The 470-nt window shown below is 30.9% G+C and carries 1 pseudogene; it reads right to left on the reverse strand.

Annotated elements, in window-relative coordinates:
* Positions 1 to 455 (reverse strand): annotated as a pseudogene (locus tag CQA53_RS11975) (bacteriophage T4 gp5 trimerisation domain-containing protein); the annotation flags it as partial.
* Positions 456 to 470 lie beyond the last annotated feature (15 nt).

Raw genomic sequence — 470 nt, forward strand, 5'->3', positions numbered from 1 at the left:
AAGTTATGCTCTATTATCTCATCATAATCTCTTTGTGCATGAAGATAGATTTGTTCTTTATCTTTAATATTTGATAGAGTGAGTTCATTGATACCAGATTCTATGGTGTAATTATGAGATGATGTGAGAGATGATGTAGGGGTATTAGAATCTGTCTTATTATTTATCTCTTCTTTTGTGGAAGTTGTATTATTTATAGATTGCCACGAATCTTGAGATTCTTGCAATGATATTTGAGTAGTATGAGAATCTCCACTATTGTTTAATGATGAAGTATTATTCTCTTGTGTATTATGAGATTGCAGTGATGAAATAGGATTATTGATAGTCCTTGCACTCAAACTTGTCTTATGCTCATCTCCCTTAGGATTTATAAGAGGAGGATTACTCACATTATACAAACTAGAACTAATATAGGGCTTATCTATATCATTTTCTAAATAGCTTATAATCACTTCATCTCCTACTCT

It is taken from the genome of Helicobacter didelphidarum (assembly GCF_003364195.1).
Classification (GTDB): Bacteria; Campylobacterota; Campylobacteria; order Campylobacterales; family Helicobacteraceae; genus Helicobacter_A; species Helicobacter_A didelphidarum.